At 63.0% G+C, this 21,520-nt stretch carries 16 protein-coding genes; 8 read left to right on the top strand and 8 right to left on the bottom strand.

From position 1 onward, the window contains the following. Nucleotides 1-216 precede the first annotated feature (216 nt). The 3 genes from CKW22_RS25085 (at nucleotide 217) to CKW22_RS25095 (ending at nucleotide 1,482) form a co-directional block, all read left to right on the top strand. Nucleotides 217-465 (top strand): hypothetical protein, encoded by a 249-nt coding sequence (locus tag CKW22_RS25085; protein WP_047582968.1) that lies wholly within the window; start codon nucleotides 217-219, stop codon nucleotides 463-465. A 16-nt stretch (nucleotides 466-481) separates the two neighbouring features. Then, nucleotides 482-754, top strand: coding sequence for a DUF3077 domain-containing protein (locus tag CKW22_RS25090; RefSeq protein ID WP_033703134.1), 273 nt, complete (start codon nucleotides 482-484; stop codon nucleotides 752-754). Nucleotides 755-906: 152 nt separating this feature from the next. After that, the gene (locus CKW22_RS25095; protein WP_095065438.1) at nucleotides 907-1,482 is read left to right on the top strand and encodes a DUF2780 domain-containing protein; all 576 of its coding nucleotides are present in this window, start codon (nucleotides 907-909) and stop codon (nucleotides 1,480-1,482) included. A 38-nt stretch (nucleotides 1,483-1,520) separates the two neighbouring features. Here the strand turns inward: CKW22_RS25095 and CKW22_RS28250 are convergent, their stop codons facing one another. The 3 genes from CKW22_RS28250 to CKW22_RS25110 all read right to left on the bottom strand — a co-directional run bounded on the left by CKW22_RS28250 (nucleotide 1,521) and on the right by CKW22_RS25110 (nucleotide 4,804). Next, complete coding sequence (locus tag CKW22_RS28250; protein WP_077068767.1) at nucleotides 1,521-2,264, bottom strand: RHS repeat-associated core domain-containing protein; 744 nt, start codon at nucleotides 2,262-2,264, stop codon at nucleotides 1,521-1,523. 65 nt (nucleotides 2,265-2,329) lie between these two features. After that, on the bottom strand, nucleotides 2,330-3,700 hold the full coding sequence (locus tag CKW22_RS25105; protein WP_095065439.1) for an APC family permease: 1,371 nt from the start codon (nucleotides 3,698-3,700) through the stop codon (nucleotides 2,330-2,332). A 213-nt stretch (nucleotides 3,701-3,913) separates the two neighbouring features. Continuing rightward, nucleotides 3,914-4,804: an acyltransferase gene (locus tag CKW22_RS25110; protein ID WP_033703129.1), complete on the bottom strand. Its 891-nt coding sequence runs from the start codon at nucleotides 4,802-4,804 to the stop codon at nucleotides 3,914-3,916. A 182-nt stretch (nucleotides 4,805-4,986) separates the two neighbouring features. On the opposite strand from CKW22_RS25110, the gene CKW22_RS25115 reads away from it, so the two are divergent. The 4 genes from CKW22_RS25115 to creD all read left to right on the top strand — a co-directional run bounded on the left by CKW22_RS25115 (nucleotide 4,987) and on the right by creD (nucleotide 9,207). After that, the gene (locus CKW22_RS25115) at nucleotides 4,987-5,487 is read left to right on the top strand and encodes an ATP-dependent zinc protease (protein WP_095065441.1); all 501 of its coding nucleotides are present in this window, start codon (nucleotides 4,987-4,989) and stop codon (nucleotides 5,485-5,487) included. A gap of 177 nt (nucleotides 5,488-5,664) precedes the next feature. Next, nucleotides 5,665-6,345 (top strand): two-component system response regulator CreB, encoded by a 681-nt coding sequence (gene creB, locus CKW22_RS25120; RefSeq protein WP_033703127.1) that lies wholly within the window; start codon nucleotides 5,665-5,667, stop codon nucleotides 6,343-6,345. Further along, entirely contained in the window at nucleotides 6,345-7,778 is a 1,434-nt protein-coding gene (creC, locus tag CKW22_RS25125) for a two-component system sensor histidine kinase CreC (protein WP_033703126.1), read from the top strand. The genes creB and creC overlap by 1 nt, the downstream gene beginning before the upstream one ends. A 100-nt stretch (nucleotides 7,779-7,878) precedes the next feature. Then, nucleotides 7,879-9,207 carry a cell envelope integrity protein CreD gene (gene creD / locus CKW22_RS25130; protein WP_095065443.1) on the top strand — a complete coding sequence of 443 codons (1,329 nt, stop codon included), beginning with the start codon at nucleotides 7,879-7,881 and terminating at the stop codon, nucleotides 9,205-9,207. Between the two features lie 187 nt (nucleotides 9,208-9,394). Here creD and CKW22_RS25135 read toward each other — a convergent pair whose 3' ends face one another. The 5 genes from CKW22_RS25135 to aceE all read right to left on the bottom strand — a co-directional run bounded on the left by CKW22_RS25135 (nucleotide 9,395) and on the right by aceE (nucleotide 18,097). After that, entirely contained in the window at nucleotides 9,395-10,018 is a 624-nt protein-coding gene (locus tag CKW22_RS25135; protein ID WP_033703124.1) for a glutathione S-transferase, read from the bottom strand. A gap of 3 nt (nucleotides 10,019-10,021) precedes the next feature. After that, complete coding sequence (gene msrA, locus CKW22_RS25140) at nucleotides 10,022-10,690, bottom strand: peptide-methionine (S)-S-oxide reductase MsrA (protein WP_033703123.1); 669 nt, start codon at nucleotides 10,688-10,690, stop codon at nucleotides 10,022-10,024. A 102-nt stretch (nucleotides 10,691-10,792) separates the two neighbouring features. Then, nucleotides 10,793-13,483, bottom strand: a complete 2,691-nt coding sequence (locus CKW22_RS25145; protein WP_095065445.1) for an EAL domain-containing protein — start codon at nucleotides 13,481-13,483, stop codon at nucleotides 10,793-10,795. A 314-nt stretch (nucleotides 13,484-13,797) separates the two neighbouring features. Next, complete coding sequence (gene aceF / locus CKW22_RS25150; RefSeq protein WP_047583686.1) at nucleotides 13,798-15,438, bottom strand: dihydrolipoyllysine-residue acetyltransferase; 1,641 nt, start codon at nucleotides 15,436-15,438, stop codon at nucleotides 13,798-13,800. 13 nt (nucleotides 15,439-15,451) lie between these two features. After that, nucleotides 15,452-18,097: a pyruvate dehydrogenase (acetyl-transferring), homodimeric type gene (aceE, locus tag CKW22_RS25155; RefSeq protein WP_033703119.1), complete on the bottom strand. Its 2,646-nt coding sequence runs from the start codon at nucleotides 18,095-18,097 to the stop codon at nucleotides 15,452-15,454. A 383-nt stretch (nucleotides 18,098-18,480) separates the two neighbouring features. On the opposite strand from aceE, the gene glnE reads away from it, so the two are divergent. Beyond that, a complete protein-coding gene (gene glnE, locus CKW22_RS25160; RefSeq protein WP_033703118.1) occupies nucleotides 18,481-21,414 on the top strand; it encodes a bifunctional [glutamate--ammonia ligase]-adenylyl-L-tyrosine phosphorylase/[glutamate--ammonia-ligase] adenylyltransferase in 2,934 nt (977 codons plus the stop codon). Nucleotides 21,415-21,520: the final 106 nt, after the last annotated feature.

Raw genomic sequence — 21,520 nt, forward strand, 5'->3', positions numbered from 1 at the left:
TGGAACCCTCGCCCTCTAGGCTCACCGGGTCGCTGTAAGGTTCAGCGATCGGGTGTGGAAACCCGGGTAATCACAAGGCCGCCTCATGGCGGTTGTACGCGGGAGGCCTTAAGGCCTGCCGGGGTTTCCTTGTGACCTGGTTTTCCACCCCGCGTACAACTGCCACCCTAACGTGTGGAAACGGATGGGAGCAGTTCAATTGCACAAGGAACTGCCATGAAAAAAATCGTCCCCGATCCACCCCGTCTCAAACTGTTCAACACCCTCTATTCCTCCATCCACCCCGACCTGCTCCCGCTCGACGCCTTGTCTGTCGCCAGCGAGATGCTGCTGGGTATCTCAGAAACCGTCGACGAGTACTGCCGCATCCATACCGGTGAGCCGGGCCTGCACATGCTGGCCAATGCGGTCCATTCCGCCGATACCGCCCACGCGTTGATAGAGCACGCGCTGGCGCGTATGTGAAGGAGGGCGTAGTGCGATGAGCGACGATAGACAAGCAAACGTTACGGTTGGCGCCAAGACCTTCTGCGAGGCTGGTGAACAGCCCAGCCATCTGTTCCGGGTGATGCCTGGTGTGCCGTTCGAGCATGCCTATGAGCAGGTTTCGGTACTGCTGGGGTACATCAAGCACCTGGTGCGCGAAGGGGATATGGAGGATGACCATAAGCTGCTCGGTGCTGCGGATTACCTGAGTGCGTTTGCCAAGGCGATCATGGATGACATCGAGCTTGCTCGGAACAGAAGGCACTGACTGGGCCAGTCTGTTAGCGGGGGCCGCTGTGCGGCCCTTCGCGGGGCAAGCCCGCTCCCACAGGATCCCGATCTGCGGCCTGGAACAAACCTTCAATCTCTCAGTCGAATGCCTCGTTTCCCAGGCCATTCCGGCCTACGAGGTCCCTCCCGATGAAAGCTCTCACCCTGGCAACCCTGATGACCCTGGCCGCAAGCCCGGTGTTCGCCTTCAACCTCAGCGACGCCGCCAACGCCGTGTCGGCCATGCAGAACCAGAAACAGCAGGGCCAGGTGCAGGCGCCCGAGGCGCAGGCCAATTTGCTCAACACTTTGGGCAGCGAACTGAACATCACCCCGGAGCAGGCCGTGGGCGGGGCAGGGGCGATGCTGGGGCTGGCGCGCAATAACCTGAGCGCTGACGATTACGGCCAACTGACCAAAGCGGTGCCTGGGCTGGACCTGCTGTCGGGCGCCAATGCGCTGGGCGGGTTGAGTGGGCTGGGTGAAATGCTGGGCAAGAACAGCGATAGCCACTCGGCGCTGAGCAATGCGCTGGGTAACAACGTCGAGAACCGCGGCGACCTGGACAGTGCGTTCAAGGCGCTTGGGATGGACACCGGCATGATCGGGCAGTTTGCGCCGCTGATTCTGCAATACCTGGGGCAGCAGGGGATTGCCGGGTCGTTGCTGCAGAATTTGGGTAGCCTGTGGACTAACCCTACCCCCTTGGCCCAGCCGTCGGTGTGAACAGAAGGCGCTGAATGGTCCTCATGTAGCCTACCCTTTTAGCGTCTGATAGACCGGAGCTGTGAGGCCGTATTGTACAGCCGATGGTTTATTGCGACTCGGCCCAAATCCACGGAGTTGATAACAGCCTCAACGGCTACGAGCGTTTCACCGAATTCAGCGTAATCATTACCACGCGGACCGGCGGCCTGTGCTTCATCAGCAACCATCGCCTGCTGTGTAAGCTTTAGTCGAAGTTCTTTGGCCTCAGCTTCTCTCAGTGGCGTTGTCGTATCATGATGTCCCAAGTTGAGATTCAATGTGCGCTGATTTTCCTTAGGGGTTTTGCTGTAGGGGGGGATTGTCTCATCTTGTTGAAGCTTTTTTGCTGTAGCCCAGGTGTAATCAGGCGGCCTTCTTTCAGCCAAACCTGGCGCGGGTCGTCTTTGGCCAGCCGTGATCTTTGCGGTTAGCGCAGTAGGCTTTCGAGATGTGACGGAGTGTATGCCCGGAAACCGGTATGTCGTCGGTGCCAGCCCTGTAGGGTCTACAAGATTCGCTGGGTCCCCTGCGCAGTAGGCATAGGCATTCAGACCACCGTTATCAAAGGGACTAAGCACGTCCGGTGAGTAGAACCGCATCAACCTGGGAGAAAATGCACGGTGGCCCTTGCCCAAAGGGTAATGGTGAGTAAGAGGGTCGAGGTACTCGCCGTTGAAGCCCAGCAGCACCTCCGGGAGATCGCAGTTCGTCCATCCATAAACGGTGTAGGCGCGGGTATTCGATGAGGTATTCATGCTCATGGCCTTTAGCACTCCTGAGGTGCTAAAAGCCTGCAGTCGTGTCGGCGATCGAGCAACTGGCAGAATTACCAGGTCATTCTTTCTGATTCCCCTGCTTCTGAAAAATCCACCAAGCGCACCGGGCGGCGGAAGCCAGCCGTCAGCACCGCCAGATACGCCAGCCCCAACGCAAACCAGCACAGCCCAATCACCAACGTCAGCGCCGACAGGCTGGTCCACAGCCACAATGTCAGGCTCAACCCCACCAGCGGCACCGCGCCATAGCACAGCAAGCCTTTGAGGTTGCGCTGCGCGCTGTCGTTCATCAGGTGCGTTTTCACCACCGCCAGGTTCACCGCCGAAAACGCCACCAGCGCGCCAAAGCTGATCAACGAGGCGAGGGTGGCCAGGTCGATCACCAGCGCCAGCAACGAGAACGCCGACACCAGCAGGATGGCGAACACCGGCGTGCCGAAGCGTGGCGACAGATACCCGAATGTGCGCTGTGGCAGCACTTTGTCACGCCCCATGGTGAACAGGATGCGCGACACCGCCGCCTGCGAGGCCAGCGCCGAACCCAGGCTGCCGGCAACGAACGCAGCCGTGAAGAAGTTGGCCAGGAACTGCCCGCCGGCCTTGAGCATCACCTCGTTCGCCGCCGCATCGGCATTGACGAAGGTGCTGCCCGGGAACACCAGCTGGCTGACGTAGGCCAGTACGGTGAACAGCACGCCGGCAAACAGCGTGGTCAGGATGATCGCCCGTGGCACGTCGCGGCGGGCGTCGCGGCATTCTTCGGCCAGGGTCGAGACAGCATCGAAACCGAGGAACGACAGGCACAGTACCGCAGCACCGGCCATCAACGGGCCAAAACCAGGCTGGGTGCCGTCACCCATCAGCGGTGACAGCAAGTCCACCGGCTGGCCGGCCAGGGTCTGGCAAGACAGCCCCACGAACACCCCGATGAACACGATCTGCGCGCCGACGATGAGGTTGCTGGCCTTGGCCACCGAGTGGATACCGATCACGTTGAGCACGGTCACCAGCGCGACCGAGGCAAGGATCAGGGACCAGGCTGGGATGGCGGGGAAGGCGATGTTGAGGAACAGGCCGATGAGCAGGTAGTTGATCATCGGGATGAACAGGTAATCGAGAAGCAGCGACCAGCCGGCGAGAAAGCCCACGTTAGGGCCAAAGGCCATGTTGGTGTAGGAGTACGCCGAACCCGCGACCGGGAAGCGCTTGACCATGTAGCTGTAAGACGTGGCGGTAAACGACATGGCCAGCAACGTGACCAGGTAGGCGCCAGCGGTGCGGCCACCGGTGAGCTCGGTGACGATGCCGTAGGTGGTGAAGATGGTCAGCGGGACCATGTAGACAAGGCCGAAAAACACCAGGGCGGGCAGGCCGAGGACACGGCGGAGCTGGGCGGGGGCGGAGCTAGGTTGGTTGGCCATTGATCGATCCAGGCATTTTTTGTAATTGTGCTTTGATCGATTTTTATCCACTTATGGGGATGATGACAAAGAAGTAATCCTTATGCTGATTATTAGCCAGGCTTTTAATCGAGTTTATCTGGGGGGGCGTCTTCGCGGGGCAAGCCCGCTCCCACAGGCCGACCACTGACCGTGGGAGCGGGCTTGCCCCGCGAAGAGGCCGGCCCAGGCTTACTACTTAGCCAATTCCCCACGCAACTGCTCGATCCGCTGATCCTTCTCCAGCCACAGCTGGTTCACCCATGCCTGCACGGTCTGCCGGAAGGCCGGGTCATTTTCATAATCCCCATCCCACAATGCCGGGTCCAGCTCACGCACTCGAATGTCGATAATCACCCGGCTAATGCTGCCATTGAGCAAGTCCCAGAAGCCGGGCGCCTTGTTGCCGGGGTAAACGATGGTCACGTCCAGCAGCGCGTCCAGCTGCTCGCCCAGCGCCGCCAGCACAAAAGCCACGCCCCCGGCCTTGGGCTTTAGCAGGTGACGGTAAGGCGATTGCTGCTCTTGGCGCTTGGCCTCGGTGAAGCGTGTGCCTTCGAGGTAGTTGACCACGGTCACCGGCTGGCGCTTGAACAGCTCGCAGGCGGCTTTGGTGATTTCCAGGTCCTTGCCCTTGAGCTCGGGGTGCTTGTCCAGAAACGCCTTGCTGTAGCGCTTCATGAACGGGTAATCCAGCCCCCACCAGGCCAGGCCCAGCAGCGGTACCCAGATCAGCTCCTTCTTGAGGAAGAACTTGAAGAACGGCGTGCGGCGGTTGAGGCTTTCGATCAGCGCGGGGATGTCGACCCAGCTCTGGTGGTTACTCACGGCCAGGTACGAGGTGTCCTTGCGCAGGCGCTCGACGCCGCGGATGTCCCACTGGGTGGGGATGCACAGGGCAAAGATCGCTTTGTCGATCTCCGACCAGGTTTCGGCCACCCACATCACCGCGGCGGATGCGTAGTCGCGGCCACGGCCCGGCAGCACCAGCTTGAGCAGGGCAAACACCAGCAGCGGGCAGATCAACACCACGGTGTTGAGCAGCAACAGAAGGGTTGTGAGAATGCCGGTCAGCAGGCGACGCATAAAGAAACTCTTGTTGTGAGATAAACGCGGTCGGCAATGATAAGCAGCGATGCGCCCCACGCCAAATTTCCAGTGCCCGTCGGCGGGTACAAATGTTTCACATTGTGTTGATTACCCTGTAACGACGAACCTATTCAACGTGTGCAGTCTAAGCACTGTCTGCAATCAAGGAAGCGTAACCCGTGAAATCACTGCTTGCCCTGTTGTCGCTGTTTGCCTTGCCGGTCATGGCCGCTGAGCCGACGATTTATGGCCGTTACGAAAACATTGCCCTGCCGGAAATCGGCGAAACGCTGAAGGCCAAGATGGACACTGGCGCCTTCACTGCATCGCTGTCGGCCAAGGACATCGAGCTGTTCACCCGCGATGGCGATGAGTGGGTGCGCTTCCGTCTGGCGACCAAGGAGTCCGACGGCAAGGTCTACGAGCACAAGGTCTCGCGCATCAGCAAGATCAAGGGCCGTGCCGACGAAGAGGAAGAAGGCGATGCGCCGGAAATCTCCAAGCGCCCGGTGGTGGACCTGGAGTTGTGCCTGGGTGATGAGAAGCGCACCGTTGAGGTGAACCTGGTAGACCGCAGCAGCTTCAACTACCCGCTGTTGATCGGGTCAAAGGCGTTGCGTGAGTTCAAGGCGGCGGTCAACCCGGCCAAGAAGTTTACCGCTGGCAAACCGGACTGCTGACCTGGAACCTGACTGGCCCATTGTAGGAGCGGCCTTGCGTCGCGGTAGGGCTGCGTAGCGGCCCCGGCGATTTATGCCACTACAGAAAACCTGGGGCCGCTACGCAGCCCTATCGCGACGCAAGGCCGCTCCTACACAATAGTGCGTCGCCATCGACATTTGCACAGGCCGCGCACCATGCCCCATATCCTCATCGTCGAAGACGAAGCCGCCATCGCCGACACGCTGGTCTACGCCCTGCAGGCCGATGGCCACAGCACCGAATGGGTGACCCTGGGCAGCGCGGCCCTCGATAAGCAACGCCAGCGCCCGGCCGACCTGATCATCCTCGACATCGGCCTGCCCGATATCAGTGGCTTCGAAACCTGCCGCCAGCTACGCCGCTTCAGCGAAGTGCCGGTGATGTTCCTCAGCGCCCGCGACGGTGAAATCGACCGAGTCGTAGGCTTGGAGATCGGTGCCGACGATTATGTGGTCAAACCCTTCAGCCCGCGCGAGGTGGCCGCGCGCGTGCGGGCGATCCTCAAGCGCATGGCGCCAAGGGCTGAGCCTGCTGCTGCGGCAACGCTGTTCCAGCTCGACACCCTGCGCATGCAGATCAGCTACCGCAACCAGCCGCTGGCCCTGACCCGCCATGAGTTCCGACTGCTGCAATGCCTGCTGGAGCAGCCCCAACGGGTATTCAGCCGCGAGCAATTGCTCGATGCCCTGGGGGTGGCCTCCGACGTGGGCTACGAGCGCACCATCGACAGCCATATCAAGAGCCTGCGCGCCAAGTTGCGCCTGGTGGCCAGCGCGGCAGAGCCGATCCAGACCCACCGCGGCCTGGGCTACAGCTACAGCCCGGATCACGCCTGATGCGCCTGGGCATCCGGATCTTCCTGGTGTACTTCCTGTTCGTCGGGCTGGCGGGCTACTTTCTGCTGAACACAGTGCGCGAGCAGATCCGCCCGGTGGTGCGCCAGTCGTCCGAGGAAACCCTGGTAGACACCGCCAACCTGCTGGCGGAGATCCTGCACGATGACGTCAAGGCCGGCACCCTCGGCCAGAGCCGCCTGCCCGAAGTGCTCAAGGCCTACGGCTCGCGTAGCCCGGGCGCGCAGATCTGGGGGTTGGCGAAGAACCAGGTCAGCCACCGCATCTACGTGACCGACGCCAAAGGCATCGTCCTGCTCGACTCCAGCGGTGAAGGCCTGGGCAAGGACTATTCGAAGTGGAACGATGTCTACCTCACCCTGCGCGGCGAATACGGTGCCCGCTCCACGCGCAGCGTCGCTGATGACGAAAGCACCTCGGTGATGCACGTGGCCGCGCCGATCATCGATGACGGCCGGATCATCGGCGTGGTGACCGTGGCCAAGCCCAACAGCTCGCTGCAACCCTACATCGACCGCTCCGAGCAGCGCTTGCTGACGTTGGGCCTGGGCTTGATCGGCCTGGGCCTGTTGATCGGTGCCGCGCTGTCGTGGTGGCTGGCGCGCTCGCTGCGCAGGCTGGCCCGCTACGCCCAGGCCGTCAGCGAAGGCGAACGCGCGGCGCTGCCGCACTACAAGGGCGGTGAGCTGGCGCACCTGGCCAATGCGGTGGAGCGCATGCGTACGCAACTGGAAGGCAAAGCGTACGTCGAGCGCTACGTGCATACCCTGACCCACGAACTGAAAAGCCCGCTGGCGGCCATTCGCGGTGCTTCCGAGTTGCTGCAGGGCGAGATGCCGGCCGAACAGCGGGCGCGCTTTGTGGGCAACATCGAACGGGAGAGCGAGCGCTTGCAACAGATGATCGAGCGCCTGCTCAACCTGGCGCGGGTCGAGCAGATGCAGGCGCTGGAAGACGAACAGCAGGTGGCGCTGGCATCGCTGGTCGACGAACTGCTGCTGGCCCATGCGGCACGTATCGAAGGGGCTGGCTTGCAGGTGCGACAGCGGGTGCCGGTGGGGCTGCGGTTGTTGTGCGATCCGTTTCTGATGCGCCAGGCGCTGGCCAACCTGCTCGATAACGCGCTGGACTTTACCCCGGCGGGCGGGGCGCTGTTGTTCGAGCTGGAGCGCGAGGGCGGGCGCGTGGCATTGAGCCTGTTCAACCAGGGGCAGGCTATCCCGGCGTATGCCATCGGGCGGGTCAGCGAGCGGTTCTACTCACTGCCACGGCCGGGCAGCGGGCGCAAGAGTACCGGGCTGGGGCTGAATTTTGTGGCTGAGGTGATGCAGTTGCATGGCGGCACGTTGGCGGTGGATAACGTTGACGGCGGGGTGCGGGTGCGGTTGTGGCTGCCGATGCGGCGTATCAGCTGAGGTTGCTGGGGCTACGCGCAAAAACACGCAATCTCCATAGAGTCTCCCCAAAGCCTCCATGCAAGGCGCAGACACTGCGCCCACTGCCATAGGAGGCCCCATGAACAAGACCTTGAGTTTCAAGCTCGGCATGATTGCCCTGCTGATGTTGCTGTTGCTGATCCCCCTGCTGCTGATCAACGGCCTTATCGACGAGCGCCAGAGCCTGCGTGACAGTGTGGTGCGGGACATCGCCCAGAGCGCCAGTTTCGACCAGCAGCTCAGCGGCCCGCTGCTGGTGGTGCCCTATCGCAAGTACCAACGGCGCTGGATCGACAAGGACGGCGAGCGTACCCAGGAGACCAGCACCGTCGCCGGCCACCTGTACTTCCTCCCGGAAACCTTCGACGCTGACCTGGGTGTCGAGACCGAGCTGCGCGCACGCGGTATCTACCAGGCGCGGCTGTTTCACGCCAAGGGCCGTATCAGTGGCCGCTTCAAACTGCCCGAGCGGTGGGGCATCGACAAGGACTTTGACGACTACCAGTTCGACAAACCCTTCCTGGTGGTGGGCATCAGCGACATCCGCGGCATCGAGAACGGCCTGGAGCTGACCTTCGACGAGCGCAAATTGCCGTTCGAAGCCGGCACCGGGCTCAGCTGGATGCGCGCGGGCGTGCATGCCAGTCTGCCAGGGCTGGATGGCCTGCAGGCGCGCGAGTTCAGCTATGGCTTCGACCTGGCGTTGCAGGGCACTGGCCAGCTGCAGGTATTGCCGGTGGGCCGCACCAGCAGTGTCGACCTGCGCGCCAACTGGCCGCACCCAAGCTTCATCGGCAGCTACCTGCCCAGCCGTCGCGACATCGATGCCCAGGGCTTCAGTGCCCATTGGCAGACGTCGTTCTTCGCCACCAACCTCGAAGACGCCCTGCGCCAGTGCGCCAGCGTGGGGGAGTGCACGGACTTCAGCGAGCGGACCTTCGGCGTGAGCTTCGTCGACCCAGTGGACCAGTACCTGAAGAGCGAGCGGGCGATCAAATATGCGCTGTTGTTCATCGCGCTGACCTTTGCCGGCTTCTTCCTGTTCGAGGTGTTGAAAAACCTCAGCGTGCACCCGGTGCAGTACATCCTGGTGGGAGTGGCGCTGGCGTTCTTCTACCTGCTGTTGCTGTCGTTGTCCGAGCACATTGGCTTCGGCCCGGCGTATGGGCTGTCGGCTTCGGCCTGTGTGTTGCTGATTGGCTTCTACCTGAGCCACGTGTTGCACAGCCTCGGGCGTGGGGTGGGGTTTGCAGCAGGGTTGGCAGCGCTGTACGCGATGCTTTATGGGCTGCTCAGCGCCGAGGACTATGCGCTGCTGATGGGCTCGCTACTGTGCTTTGGCTTGCTGGGCGTGTTCATGGTGCTGACCCGGCGGCTGGAGTGGGCACGGGTGGGGAGGGCGGCATGAGGGAGGATAGAGAAATCGGGCGTTGGTTGGCCCGCAGGGTCGGGCAGTTGTTTCCTGTGATACCCAAGTAAGGCTTGGGGCTGCTTTGCAGCCCATTCGCGGGGCAAGCCCGCTCCCACAGGACCCCCACAGTATTCAAGGTCTGTGAAGGACCTGTGGGAGCGGGCTTGCCCCGCGAATGGCCCTGTCAGGCTGTCGGTGCTGTGGCGACCATCGAAGGCCGCTTGGCCACCTCGGCATACCACGCCGCCAACCCAGGCTGGCGCTCACGCCAGCCAAAATCAGGCTGGCGCAAATCCAGGTATCCCAGTGCGCACGCCACACCGATTGCCGCCAGATCAAAGCCCGAGATCAGCTCCGCGAGGTGCTCCTGCTCCAGGTTGGCCAGGCTGCGGCGGATCTTCTCGCCCTGCGCTTCAAGCCAGCCGTCCCAGCGCTTGCCTTCAGGCCGTAGGAAGCTCTCATAGCGCGACGACACCGCCGCATCCATGATCGCATCGGCCTGCGACACCAGCGTCATGCGCCGCCAGCGCGCCGAGCCTTCACGCGGCAGCAACGGCATGCCCACATGCTGCAGGTCCAGGTACTCGCAGATCACCCGGCTGTCGTGCAGCACCGTGCCGTCGTCCAGGCGCAGGGCCGGGATCTTGCCGATCGGGTTGCCCTGGTTGAGTTGCACGTCGCCGCTCACCGGGCTGATGTTCACCGGTTGCAGGGTGACGCGGTCAAGCTGGCCGGTCTCGTGCAGCACCACCATGACCTTGCGCACGAAGGGCGACAGCGGCGAGTGGAACAGCGTCATCGTGGCCATGGTTCAGTTGCCTTGCAGGCTGGGCGGCAGGCACACGCCGGTACCGCCGATACCGCAGTAGCCGCCCGGGTTCTTGGCCAGGTACTGCTGGTGGTAGGCCTCGGCGAAGTACACGGTTGGCGCTTGGTCGATCTCGGTGGTGATCTCGCCGAAACCGGCCTTGTTCAGCTCGGCCTGGAAGGCGTTGCGGCTGGCCTTGGCTTCGTCGAGCTGCTGCGGCGAGGTGCAGTAGATGGCCGAGCGGTACTGGGTGCCGACATCGTTGCCCTGACGCATGCCCTGTGTCGGGTTGTGCAGTTCCCAGAACATCGCCAGCAACTCGCGGTAGCTGAGCTTGTTCTTGTCGAACACCACCAGCACCACTTCGGTGTGGCCGGTCAGGCCCGAGCAGACCTCTTCGTAGGTGGGGTTGGGGGTGAAGCCGCCGGCATAGCCGACCACGGTGCTGACCACGCCTTCACGCTGCCAGAAGCGGCGCTCGGCGCCCCAGAAGCAGCCCAGGCCGAAGATGGCGAAGTCGATGTCACCTTCGAAGAACGGGCCGAGCAGGGGCGTGCCCTCGAACACATAGTGGAACTCGGGCAGGGACATTGGGGTTTCGCGGCCAGGCAGCGCCTGCTCCGCAGTTGGCATGACGTTTTTGTTCACCAGGATTTCCGAACGCAGGACCATGGCCGTTCCTCTTTTTTTTCAGATATCTGTTTGTCAGATAGATAAGTGTGGGCCGGGAAAGGGCCCGAATGGACTCTATAGTGCACGAGGTTGGCGCTGCTGTCAGGCCACCGGGCCGCGCGGATAGCGCTTGAGTTTCTCGGCCAGCTCACGCCCCGGAATCGGCCGATCGAACAGATAGCCCTGGCCCACATCGCAGCGGTGCCGGCGCAGAAACGCCAATTGCGCCGGGGTCTCAATGCCCTCGGCCACCACCTTGAGCTTGAGGTTATGGGCCATGGCCACCACCGCCGAGGTGATCTCCATGTCGTCCTGGTTGTCGGGGATTTCGTTGATGAAGCTGCGGTCGATCTTGATGATGTCGATCGGAAACTTCTTCAGGTAGCTCAACGACGAATAGCCCGTGCCGAAGTCGTCCATGGCCAAAGTCAGGCCCAGGGCCTTGAACTCGTCGAGCTGGCGGTGGGTGTCTTCGGTCGCTTCCAGCAGCAGGCCTTCGGTCAGCTCCAGCTCCAGCAGGTGCGGGGGCAGGGCCTCCTCCTTGATGATCGAGCTGATCGACGCCACCAGGTCAGGGTCGGAAAACTGCTTGGGCGACAGGTTGATGGCCACGTGCAGGTTGCCCATGCCGGCCTCGCGCAGCTGTTGGCTCATGCGGCACGCCTGGCGCACCACCCACTTGCCGATGGGGATGATCAGGCCGGTTTCCTCGGCCACGCTGATGAACTGGTCCGGGCGGATCATGCCGCGCTCGGGGTGATTCCAGCGCAGCAGTGCCTCCAGCCCCAGCAGGCGGCCGCTGCGCAGGCACAGCTTGGGCTGGTAGAACACCTCCAGCTCGTTCTGAGTCAGGGCGCGGCGCAGGTTGTTCTCGACGAACAGCTTGTAACTGGCCTCGGCATTGAGCACTTCGGTAAACACCTGCACCTGGTGCTTGCCGTTGGCTTTGGCCTTGTGCAGGGCCAGGCCTGCGTTTTTCATCAGGCTCGCCGGGTCGATGCCATGCAATGGCGCGCAGGCCAGGCCCACCGAGGCGGTGACGTTGATCAGCTGGTTGTCGACGAACATCGGTTTGTCGAGGGTGCGCAGCAATTGCTGGGCGACGCCCTGGCCATCTTCCAGGTGGGTGTCGTCGAGCAGCACGGCAAACTCGTTGCTGGCAAAGCGCGCCAGGATGCCGCCGGCGCTGAGGCTGTTGCGCAACCGGCGGGCGAGGCTGACCAGCAGCTTGTCGCCGGTCTGGTGGCCGAGGCTGTCGTTGATGCGCTTGAAGTTGTCGATGTCCACCAGCAGCAGGCACATGGAATGCTCGTCGTTGCGGGCAAAGCGCTCGTCGAGGCTGCGGATGAAGGCCGGGCGGTTGCCCAGGTTGGTCAGGTTGTCGGTGTAGGCCAGGCGTTCGATGCGTTGCTGGGCCAGCTTGGTCTGGGTGACATCTTCGTAGATGCCGATGTAGTGGGTCAGCTCGCGGTTGTCGCCATACACCTTGGAAATCGACAGCTGGCCCCAGTAGGGCTCGAGGTTCTTACGCCGGCTCTTGAATTCGCCCTGCCAACTGTTGCCCATGGCCAGGCTCGACGGCGAATCGAACAGCAGCTCGCTGAGGTTTTCCAGGGCGGGCAGTTCGGCCAGTTGGCGGCCCTGGACTTCGTCGGTGCTGTATTGGGTGATCGCGGTGAAGCTTGGGTTGACGTACTCCACCACGCCATCGCGGTTGACCAGCAAAAAGGCGCTGGCGCTTTGCTCTACGGCGCGCTGGAACAGGTGCAGGGCACTGGCTGCCGTGCGCCGGTTGTGGTTGGTGATGACCTGGGCGAACTGGTCGGCCAGCTCACCGGCAAAGGCGATTTCGTCAGACTGCCAGGCCCGCGGCTGGCCGCTCTGCTCCAGGCACAACACGCCGATGACCTGGCCATCGACGCGCACGCTGGCATCGAGCATGGCTTTGTTGTCGGGGCGCAGGCTTTGCGTCAGGGCGCGGGTGCGCGGGTCGTGGCTAGCGTTGTGGGCGTCGATGGCGCGGCTGGCGTGCAGGGCGTCGAGGTAGTCGGGAAAGCGGCTGGCATCGATGGCTTCGGGCAGGCGGTGTTGCTGCTCGTGGCGATACCAGGCGCTGATCGGCTCCAGGCGCTGGTCTTCCAGGTGCCAGATGCTGGCGCTGTCGACCTTGTAGATTTCGCAGGCGCTCTGGGTGATCAGCTCGGCAGCTTCGAGCAGCGAGTTCCCGGCACTGTAGCGCTGGCGGGCCAGGCGCAGGATGAGGTCTTGCTGGCCACGCACCCGCTCCAGGTGTTCAAGCTGTTCTTGCTGGGCGCGCTGGTTGAGTTGCAGGGCCAGCTGCAGGCGGGTGTTGCGTGACTCCAGCTCGCTGGGGTCTGCGTCGTTGGCGTCGTCGGGCGGGTCGTCGAGCACGCTCAGGTAGCCGCGCAGCAGTTGGCGATTGTGCTGCCTGTAGGCCTCGCCGGCTTCCACCAGGCGCAGCGATGCACCAGGGCCATGCAAGGTGTAGCGCACCCGGTAATAGCCGCGCCGGGCCAGTTGCGACTGGATTTCATCGTGCAACCTGTAGCGGGCCTCGGGCTCCATCAGGCTGGCATAGGGCGCATCGACGAGGGCACAGAGTTCGCCGGCCTGCAGGCCGAACTGGCGCTCGCAGGCAGGGTCGAGGTAGAGCATTGCCCAGGTGGCTTCGTTGAGCCTTTCGAAACGCAGCATGCCGAGCCGCGAGGGCACGGGTAGCTGCGTGACGACCTCGGCCGCCACACGGCTGGCGGCATCGGGTTGGCTTTTCATCGAAGACTCGCTTGAAGAGGGTGACACGGCCTGGGCGGCGGCGTATCTGGCAAGGTTGCATCATGTCCCGAGGGCTGGCAAGCGGCCATGCGTGATGCTGTGTACGGGTTATCGGCTGTTTGGCCGGAAATGTTAGTTCGCCTTGAGAATTTTGGCGTCTGTGAGATCGAGCGCCGCCCGCGCGGCGCTCGATCTCACAGACGCCACAACCCTATCGGCGGACAAAAAAAAGCCCCGTCAAATGACGGGGTTGAGGTACGAGCGTGGCAGCTCGAAAAGGGTACTGCCCCTCTTGCGAGGGGCAGCTTGCCGCCTTACAGCAGCAGGGTGCGGATATCCGCCAGCACGTCGCCCAGGCGCTTGGTGAAGCGCGCGGCGGCAGCGCCGTTGATCACACGGTGATCGTAGGACAGCGACAGCGGCAGCATCAGCTTCGGCTGGAAGGCTTTGCCATCCCACACCGGCTGCATGGTTGCCTTGGACACACCGAGGATCGCCACCTCTGGCGCATTGACGATCGGCGTGAAGCCGGTGCCGCCAATGTGGCCGAGGCTGGAGATGGTGAAGCAGGCGCCTTGCATGTCGTCGGCCGACAGCTTTTTGGTGCGCGCCTTCTCGGCCAGTGCAGCGGCTTCGGCAGCCAGTTGCAGCAGGTTTTTCTGGTCGACGTTCTTGATCACAGGGACCAGCAGGCCGTCCGGGGTGTCCACGGCAAAGCCGATGTTCACGTACTTCTTGCGGATGATGGCCTTGCCGCTTGGTGCCAGCGAGCTGTTGAAGTCCGGCAGTTCCTTGAGCAGGAAGGCGCAGGCCTTGAGCAGCAGTGGCAGCACGGTCAGCTTGACGCCAGCCTTCTCGGCCACGGCCTTCTGCGCAACGCGGAAGGCTTCCAGCTCGGTGATGTCGGCAGAGTCGAACTGGGTGACGTGCGGCACGTTCAGCCAGCTGCGGTGCAGGTTGGCGGCACCGACCTGCATCAGGCGGGTCAGGGCCACTTCTTCCACTTCGCCGAACTTGCTGAAGTCCACGGCAGGGATCGGCGGGATGCCAGCGCCGCCAGTCGCGCCGGCAGCTGCCGGTGCTTCTTTGGCCTTCTGCATCATCGCCTTGACGTAAACCTGCACGTCTTCTTTCAGGATACGGCCGTGCGGGCCGGTCGCGGCAACCGCGCCCAGCTCGACACCGAACTCACGGGCCAGCTGGCGAACAGCGGGGCCTGCATGAACCTTGGCGTTGTTGCCGGCAGCCGGTGCGGTAGCGACCGGTGCAGGGGCAGCAGCGGGGGCAGCGGCAGCCGGTGCGGCGGCCGCAGCCGCCTCAGCCTTGGCCGGTGCAGCAGCGGCAGGCGCTGGCGCAGCAGCCGGGGCGGCGCCCGCGACTTCCAGTTTGATGATCAGGTCACCGGTGCCGACTTCGTCGTCCAGCTTGGCGATCACTTCCTTGACCACGCCAGCGGCGGGCGAAGGGATTTCCATGGAGGCCTTGTCGGACTCCAGGGTAATCAGCGACTGGTCGGCTTCGACGGTGTCGCCGACCTTGACCAGCACTTCGATGATCTTGGCCTTGCCCGACGAGCCGATGTCCGGCACGTGGATGTCCTGCACGCTGGCAGCAGCAGGGGCTGCAGCCGGCGCAGGGGCCGCTTCGGCAGCCGGCTTTTCAGCGGCAGCCGGCGCAGCGGCAGGGGCAGGTGCGGCGGCTGGGGCCTCGGACGCAGCAGCGCCCTCGGCTTCCAGAACCAGCAACTCGTCGCCCTCTTTCAGGCGATCGCCCAGCTTGACCTTCAGCTCTTTGACGATGCCGGCCTTGGGGGCCGGGATCTCCATGGAGGCCTTGTCGGACTCCAGGGTCAGCAGGCTCTGGTCAGCCTCGATACGGTCACCGACCTTGACGAACAGCTCGATGATTTCACCTTCACCGCTGCCGATGTCAGGTACGCGAATGAGTTCGCTCACTTAAAAATACTCCTCAGCAGTCCAGTGGGTTGCGCTTGTCCGGATCGATGCCGAACTTGACGATAGCGTCAGCCACCACTTTCGGTTCGATCTCGCCACGGTCAGCCAAGGCTTCCAGGGCAGCCAGCACCACGAAGTGACGGTCGACTTCGAAGAAGTGACGCAGCTTCTTGCGGCTGTCGCTGCGACCGTAACCATCGGTACCCAGGACTTTGAACTCTTTGCTCGGCACCCACTGGCGAATCTGTTCGGCGAACAGCTTCATGTAGTCGGTGGAGGCGATGACTGGGCCTTTGCGACCGTTCAGGCACTCTTCGACGTAAGTCAGCTGAGGCTTCTGGCCAGGCTTGAGGCGGTTGGCGCGTTCCACGGCCAGGCCGTCACGACGCAGTTCGTTGAAGCTGGTGACGCTCCACACGTCGGCACCGACGTTGAACTCTTCACGCAGGATCTTCGCCGCTTCGCGGACTTCGCGCAGGATGGTGCCGGAGCCCATCAGCTGAACGTGGTGCGCGGCTTCGCGGGTGTCTTCTTCGAGCAGGTACATGCCCTTGATGATGCCTTCCTCGACACCGGCCGGCATGGCTGGCTGCTGGTAGGATTCGTTCATCACGGTGATGTAGTAGAAGATGTCCTGTTGCTCTTCGGTCATCTTCTTCATGCCGTCCTGGATGATCACCGCCAGCTCGTAGCCGTAGGTCGGATCATAGGTGCGGCAGTTCGGGATGGTGCCCGCCATCATGTGGCTGTGACCGTCTTCGTGCTGCAGGCCTTCACCGTTGAGGGTGGTACGGCCGGCGGTACCGCCGATCAGGAAGCCACGGGTGCGGCTGTCGCCAGCGGCCCAAGCCAGGTCGCCGATACGCTGGAAGCCGAACATCGAGTAGAAGATGTAGAACGGCAGCATCGGCTGGTTGTGGCAGCTGTACGAGGTACCGGCAGCGATGAACGACGACATGGCGCCGGCTTCGTTGATGCCTTCCTCGAGGATCTGGCCCTTCTTGTCTTCGCGGTAGAACATCACCTGGTCTTTATCGACTGGCTCGTAGAGCTGGCCGACCGACGAGTAGATGCCCAACTGGCGGAACATGCCTTCCATACCGAAGGTACGGGCTTCGTCCGGGATGATCGGGACGATGCGCTGGCCGATTTCCTTGTCCTTGACCAGCTGCGCCAGGATGCGCACGAAGGCCATGGTGGTGGAAATTTCACGGTCGCCCGAGCCGTCCAGGATCGCTTTCAGCGTTTCCAGGGATGGGGTCGGTACGCTGAAGCTCTTGGCGCGGCGCTGAGGTACGAAGCCACCCAGGGCAGCGCGGCGCTCGGCCAGGTACTTGGCTTCGGCAGAACCTTCTTCCGGCTTGAAGAACGGCAGGTTCTCGAGGTCGGCATCCTTGACCGGGATGTCGAAGCGGTCACGGAAGTGACGCAGGCTGTCGACGTCGACCTTCTTGGTGTTGTGCGCGGTGTTCTTGGCTTCGCCTGCACCGGTGCCGTAACCCTTGATGGTCTTGGCCAGGATGACAGTCGGCTGCTCTTTGTGGTTCACCGCCTGGTGGTAAGCCGCGTAGACCTTGTACGGGTCGTGGCCGCCACGGTTGAGCTTCCAGATCTCTTCGTCGGACAGGTCTTCGACCATGGCCTTGAGCTCTGGGGTGTTGAAGAAGTTCTCACGCACGTAGGCGCCGTCTTTGGCTTTGTAGTTCTGGTACTCGCCATCGATGACTTCGTCCATGCGGCGCTGCAGGGCACCGTTGGTGTCCTTGGCCAGCAGTGGGTCCCAGAAACGGCCCCAGACGACTTTGTTGACGTTCCAGCCACCGCCACGGAACACGCCTTCGAGTTCCTGGATGATCTTGCCGTTGCCGCGAACCGGGCCGTCGAGGCGCTGCAGGTTGCAGTTGATGACAAAGATCAGGTTGTCCAGCTTCTCGCGGCCAGCCAGGGCAATCGCGCCCAGGGATTCCGGCTCGTCGCACTCGCCGTCGCCCATGAAGCACCAGACCTTCTGCTTGCCGGCCGGGATGAAGCCACGGGCTTCCAGGTACTTCATGAAGCGTGCCTGGTAGATCGCCTGGATCGGGCCCAGGCCCATCGAAACGGTCGGGAACTGCCAGAAGTCAGGCATCAGCCAAGGGTGCGGGTACGAAGACAGGCCTTTGCCGTCCACTTCCTGACGGAAGTTGTTCATCTGGTCTTCGCTGATGCGCCCTTCCATGAAGGCACGGGCGTAGACGCCTGGCGAAGCGTGGCCCTGGAAGAACACCAGGTCGCCGCCGTGTTCTTCGGTCGGGGCCTGGAAAAAGTAGTTGAAGCCGATGTCGTACAGGGTGGCACTGGAGGCGAAGCTGGAGATGTGCCCGCCCAGGTCCGAGTCTTTCAGGTTGGTGCGCATGACCATGGCCAGAGCGTTCCAACGCACCAACGAGCGAATGCGGCGTTCCATGAACAGGTCGCCAGGCATGCGTGCTTCGTGGGTGACAGGGATGGTGTTGCGGTATGGCGTGGTGATCGCATACGGCAGCTGGGAGCCACTACGGGTGGCCAGCTCGCCCATACGGGTCATCAGGTAATGAGCGCGGTCTTCGCCTTCTTTGTCGAGGACCGACTCCAGGGCATCCAGCCATTCCTGGGTTTCGATTGGATCGAGGTCTTGCATGGCTTGCTCCAGGGCGGAAAGGCAACCAGAATCGATTGCCTGAGTTTGCGACTGGCCTTATGGGCAGACGTCGTGAATTCTTGGATTACCGGAGTGTGATCCGGCGCCGTGTAGTTTTACTACAAATGCATTCGCATTTCATGCTTTTAGACAGTCGGGGTAGTAGTAAAACTACAGAAATGCGGCTTTTGGTCGCACCCCTGCTTGTGGGGAAAAACGTTCATGTTGGTTGGCGGTGTGTCGCGAACGGGTGATTCTTGATGTTTTTTGCCAGTGATTCGTTTTTTTTAGCTATTTCCAACTTTTGTATGACAGTCCAACCGTGGTCCGCCTTCCATTTGGCCGCCTTTACCCCTCTCTTTCACGCCGATCAAGGATAGTCCATGCGCCTGCCTTTGCCGCTCGATCTGCCCGCCACCCTGCAACCGCTGGTCGCTCGTAATCAGCAGTTCCTCAGCGATGCCGTGGCTGGCCACCCTGAACTCGACCTGAACGCTTGGAGCCCTGCCCATCGGCAACAGTTCGACCAGGTTGCCGCCGCCAGCGACTTCGTCCTCGGCCAGGCCCAGCGCGAGCCGGCCATGCTGTTTGCGCTGATGGCCAGTGGGGAACTCGAGCGGCGCTATGCGCCCGGTGAATTGCGCGCGCAGGTCGCTGCCGTGGCCCAGGCCGCGCAAAGCGAAGACGCGCTTGCGCGTAACCTGCGCCGCGAGCGCAACCGTCAGCAGGTGCGCATCATCTGGCGCGACATCACCCGCCAGGCCGAACTGGGTGAAACCTGCCGCGACCTCTCCGACCTTGCCGACGCCGCCATCGACGAAGCCTATCAATGGCTGTACCCACGCCATTGCCAGCAGTTCGGCACGCCCATCGGCCACCGCAGCGGCCAGCCGCAGCACATGGTGGTGCTGGGCATGGGCAAGCTGGGGGCGGTAGAGCTGAACCTGTCGTCGGACATCGACCTGATCTTCGCCTTCCCCGAGGGCGGCGAGACCGAAGGGGTCAAGCGCTCGTTGGACAACCAGGAGTTCTTCACCCGCCTGGGCCAGCGCCTGATCAAGGCCCTGGACCCGGTCACCGTCGACGGTTTCGTGTTCCGCGTCGACATGCGCCTGCGCCCCTACGGTTCAGCTGGTTCGCTGGTACTGAGCTTCAATGCCCTGGAACAGTACTACCAGGACCAGGGCCGTGACTGGGAACGCTACGCCATGATCAAGGCCCGGGTAGTGGCCGGTGACCAGGTGGCAGGCGCCCAGTTGCAAGAGATGCTGCGCCCGTTCGTCTATCGCCGTTACCTGGACTTCTCGGCCATCGAGGCCCTGCGCACCATGAAGCAGTTGATCCAGCAGGAGGTGCGGCGCAAGGGCATGTCCGAGAACATCAAGCTGGGTGCCGGCGGCATCCGCGAGGTGGAATTCATCGCCCAGGCCTTCCAACTGATCCACGGCGGGCGTGACCTGAGCCTGCAGCAACGGCCCTTGCTCAAGGTGCTGGCGACCCTCGAAGGCCAAGGTTACCTGCCGCCTGCGGTGGTGGCCGAACTGCGCGAAGGCTACGAGTTCCTGCGCTATACCGAGCACGCCATCCAGGCCATCGCCGACCGCCAGACCCAGATGCTGCCAGACAGCGAGACAGACCAGGCGCGTGTGGCCTATATCCTGGGCTTCGCCGACTGGCAGGGCTTCCATGACCAGTTGATGCAATGGCGTGGCCGTGTCGACTGGCACTTCCGCCAGGTGATCGCCGACCCGGATGACGAAGACGGCGAGGGTGAGCTGGTGGTGGGTGGCGAGTGGTCGCCGCTGTGGGAGCAGGCGCAGGATGAAGACGCCGCCTGCCGGCAGCTCGAAGAAGCCGGCTTCAAGCAGCCTGCCGATGCCTTGCGCCGCCTGGCCGGGTTGCGCTCCAGCCCGCAGCTGCGGTCGATGCAGCGCATTGGCCGCGAGCGCCTGGATGCCTTCATCCCACGGCTGCTGGCCCAGGCCGTCGAGCATCAAGACCCTGATCTGGTGCTTGAGCGGGTGCTGCCGCTGGTCGAGGCGGTCGCGCGGCGTTCGGCCTACCTGGTGCTGCTCACCGAAAACCCGGGGGCCCTGCGCCGGCTGTTGACCCTGTGCGCGGCCAGCCCGTGGATCGCCGAACAGATTGCCCGCTACCCGTTGCTGCTCGACGAGCTGCTCAACGAAGGCCGGCTGTTCAGCCCGCCACTGGCGCCGGAGCTGGCCAGCGAACTGCGCGAGCGTTTGACGCGCATCCCCGAGGACGACCTGGAGCAGCAGATGGAGGCGCTGCGCCACTTCAAGCTGGCCCATAGCTTGCGTGTGGCCGCCTCGGAAATCAGCGGCAACCTGCCGTTGATGAAAGTCAGCGACTACCTGACCTGGCTGGCCGAAGCCATCCTTGACCAGGTGCTGGCGCTGGCCTGGCGCCAGACCGTGGCCCGCCACGGCCAGCCCAAGCGCAGTGATGGCAGCCTGTGCGACCCGGGTTTCATCATCATTGGCTACGGCAAGGTCGGTGGCCTGGAGCTGGGCCATGGCTCGGACCTGGACCTGGTGTTCATCCACGACGGTGACCCGCAGGCCGAAACCGATGGCGACAAGCCCATCGACAGCGCGCAGTTTTTCACCCGCCTGGGCCAGCGCATCATCCACCTGCTGACCACCCAGACCAACTCCGGGCAGCTCTACGACGTGGACATGCGCCTGCGCCCGTCCGGCGCTTCGGGGCTGCTGGTGAGTTCGCTCGGTGCCTTCGAGCGCTATCAGCAGAACGAAGCCTGGACCTGGGAGCACCAGGCCCTGGTGCGGGCCCGCGTGCTGGTCGGCTGCAAGCAGGTGGGCGCAGCGTTCGAAGGCGTACGCGCCAAGGTGTTGGGGCAGGCACGTGACCTTGAGAAATTGCGCACCGAAGTCAGTGAAATGCGCGCCAAGATGCGCGGCAATCTCGGTACCAAGGCTACCGCCGCCGGCACGGCGGCGAATGCGTTCGATGCCGGGGTTGCGTTCGATATCAAGCAGGATGCCGGCGGTATCGTCGATATCGAATTTATGGTGCAATACGCCGCTTTGGCCTGGTCTTTTGACCATCCGGCCATACTTCGATGGACCGATAACATCCGCATTCTGGAAGAGCTGGAGCAGGCGGGCTTGATGCCGGCCAGTGACGCGGTGCTGTTGCGGGAGGTGTACAAGGCGTTCCGTTCTGCCTCCCACCGCCAGGCCTTGCAGAAGCAGGCCGGGGTGATCGATGCGGCGCAGTTTGCCGATGAGCGTCGTGAGGTACGGCGCATCTGGGGCGAGCTTGGGCTGAGTTGAGATTGCCGGGGCCGCTTGGCGGCCCTTTCCGACCGGTCCGGCGCCCCGGCAGGGCCGCTCCGGGGGCCTGGAGGCCCATGTTCCACCACCGGTGGTACACTGTCCG

This window comes from Pseudomonas sp. Irchel s3f19 (genome assembly GCF_900187555.1).
GTDB lineage: Bacteria > Pseudomonadota > Gammaproteobacteria > Pseudomonadales > Pseudomonadaceae > Aquipseudomonas > Aquipseudomonas capeferrum.

Bases quoted from the DNA above. Each gene is read 5' to 3' on its own strand.
- creD (WP_095065443.1), top strand. From the start codon at position 7,879: ATGAACAAGACCTTGAGTTTCAAGCTCGGCATGATTGCCCTGCTGATG.
- CKW22_RS25095 (WP_095065438.1), top strand. From the start codon at position 907: ATGAAAGCTCTCACCCTGGCAACCCTGATGACCCTGGCCGCAAGCCCG.
- creB (WP_033703127.1), top strand. From the start codon at position 5,665: ATGCCCCATATCCTCATCGTCGAAGACGAAGCCGCCATCGCCGACACG.
- aceE (WP_033703119.1), bottom strand. From the start codon at position 18,097: ATGCAAGACCTCGATCCAATCGAAACCCAGGAATGGCTGGATGCCCTG.
- glnE (WP_033703118.1), top strand. From the start codon at position 18,481: ATGCGCCTGCCTTTGCCGCTCGATCTGCCCGCCACCCTGCAACCGCTG.
- CKW22_RS25105 (WP_095065439.1), bottom strand. From the start codon at position 3,700: ATGGCCAACCAACCTAGCTCCGCCCCCGCCCAGCTCCGCCGTGTCCTC.
- CKW22_RS25145 (WP_095065445.1), bottom strand. From the start codon at position 13,483: ATGAAAAGCCAACCCGATGCCGCCAGCCGTGTGGCGGCCGAGGTCGTC.
- creC (WP_033703126.1), top strand. From the start codon at position 6,345: ATGCGCCTGGGCATCCGGATCTTCCTGGTGTACTTCCTGTTCGTCGGG.
- CKW22_RS25110 (WP_033703129.1), bottom strand. From the start codon at position 4,804: ATGCGTCGCCTGCTGACCGGCATTCTCACAACCCTTCTGTTGCTGCTC.
- CKW22_RS28250 (WP_077068767.1), bottom strand. From the start codon at position 2,264: ATGAGCATGAATACCTCATCGAATACCCGCGCCTACACCGTTTATGGA.
- msrA (WP_033703123.1), bottom strand. From the start codon at position 10,690: ATGGTCCTGCGTTCGGAAATCCTGGTGAACAAAAACGTCATGCCAACT.
- CKW22_RS25090 (WP_033703134.1), top strand. From the start codon at position 482: ATGAGCGACGATAGACAAGCAAACGTTACGGTTGGCGCCAAGACCTTC.
- CKW22_RS25085 (WP_047582968.1), top strand. From the start codon at position 217: ATGAAAAAAATCGTCCCCGATCCACCCCGTCTCAAACTGTTCAACACC.
- CKW22_RS25135 (WP_033703124.1), bottom strand. From the start codon at position 10,018: ATGGCCACGATGACGCTGTTCCACTCGCCGCTGTCGCCCTTCGTGCGC.